This window comes from Dietzia sp. DQ11-71 (assembly GCF_014144995.1).
Classification (GTDB): Bacteria; Actinomycetota; Actinomycetes; order Mycobacteriales; family Mycobacteriaceae; genus Dietzia; species Dietzia kunjamensis.
In genome coordinates this window covers 1-1,358 of record NZ_JAALDT010000313.1, presented here as the reverse complement: position 1 = coordinate 1,358, position 1,358 = coordinate 1, and the positions used below count along the sequence as shown (strand labels likewise).

The following is a 1,358-nucleotide window of genomic DNA, read 5'->3' as shown; positions in this document are numbered from 1 at the left end:
CGCGCGACCCCGTCGCCGGTGGTGAGGTCGGCCTCCACCACCCGGGCTGAGCGGCAGTCAGCGGCCACGGCCCGCAGCGCGTCGACGTCCCTGCCCACGAGGACCAGGTCGTGGTGGGCGGACAGCGTGCGGGCGGTCGCCGCCCCGATCCCGCGGGAGGCGCCGGTGACGAGAACCGTGCTCATGCCCCGAGGCTAGACGGACCGGGGGGCGTCGGAGTGCTGCGGGTCGGACTGCTGAGAGTCGGGAAGGGCGTCGACATCGCCGTCGAAGGCGTCGAGGAGGGCGGTGAGGGCGGGCACCGCCGAGGAGAGCAGATCGCGGTGTTCGGGGCTCAGATAGGACATCCGCTCGGCGAAGTCCCGGTCACGATCGGCGAGGACCTGTTCGATGCGGGCCCGACCGAGGTCGGTGAGGCGGACACAGACCCCGCGTCGGTCGGAGGCGTCGGGTTCGCGCTCGACGTACCCCATGGCCTCGATGACGCTCACCGAATTGCTGGTGGTCGGTACGCGGACGTTCTCGAGTCGGGCGAGGTCCGACATCCGCAGCCTCCCGTGGCAGGCCAGGGTGTGCAGGATCGAGGTCTGCGCGCGACTCAGCGCGTACTGGGTGCTCTGCCGGCGGACAAGCAGGTCCAGGCGCAACAGGATGGGTCGGAACTTCTCGGCGAGTCCCCGCCCGGGCTCACCTTCCCGTATCGCCGGATCGCTCGTCGTCGTCTCCATGACCCTGCTCCCTCGACACCGGCTTCCGCCCCGGAAGCCTCGCGGCACCGAATCTAGGCCGAACTTCTCCCGTCATGGGGCGCCACCTCGTCCCGGGGTGGATACTGATCGCATGGGTTTGTATCACCAGATCACCGGGGCCGGCCCGACCATCGTCCTACTGCACGGCGTGTGCCACCGGGCGCACGCCTGGGATCCGGTCGTGCCGCTGCTCGCGGACCGTTTCCGCGTGGTGGTCGTGGACCTGCCCGGCCACGGCAGGTCCGCGGATCTGCCAGACACCGGCGACGTGCTCGACTACTACGTCTCCGAGCTCGTCGGCCTCCTGGAGGAGGTCGTCCCGGCCGGGGAGCGCCCCCACATCGCCGGCAACTCCCTGGGGGGCTTCCTCGCGCTGGAGCTCGGCGCCCGCGGACTGGCGAGCAGCGTCACCGCGCTGTCGCCCGCCGGGTTCTTCCGCTCGCACGCCGAGTGGCGCTACACGGTGAGCGTCTTCCGGAGTCTCCGCCGGGCGGCGGGCCGGATCGGCCGCCACACCCCGGCCCTGACCGAGCGGGCCGCCGGACGCGCGGTGATGATGGCGGTGTTCTGCGCCCGCCCGTGGCGGTACCCGGCGGAGGCCGCGGCCAT

3 protein-coding genes are annotated in these 1,358 nt (G+C 72.1%); 1 reads left to right on the top strand and 2 read right to left on the bottom strand.

What is annotated here, in order from left to right:
• On the bottom strand, window positions 1–185 hold a 185-nt coding region (locus tag G6023_RS11385), incomplete at its 3' end, for an SDR family NAD(P)-dependent oxidoreductase (protein WP_182635565.1).
• Window positions 186–194: 9 nt separating this feature from the next.
• A complete protein-coding gene (locus tag G6023_RS16180) occupies window positions 195–728 on the bottom strand; it encodes a MarR family winged helix-turn-helix transcriptional regulator (protein WP_069389855.1) in 534 nt (177 codons plus the stop codon).
• A 112-nt stretch (window positions 729–840) separates the two neighbouring features.
• Between G6023_RS16180 and G6023_RS11375 the strand changes: the two genes are divergently transcribed.
• Window positions 841–1,358: alpha/beta fold hydrolase (locus tag G6023_RS11375; RefSeq protein WP_182635563.1), on the top strand; the 518-nt coding region annotated here is incomplete at its 3' end.

Bases quoted from the DNA above. Each gene is read 5' to 3' on its own strand.
- G6023_RS16180 (WP_069389855.1), bottom strand. From the start codon at position 728: ATGGAGACGACGACGAGCGATCCGGCGATACGGGAAGGTGAGCCCGGG.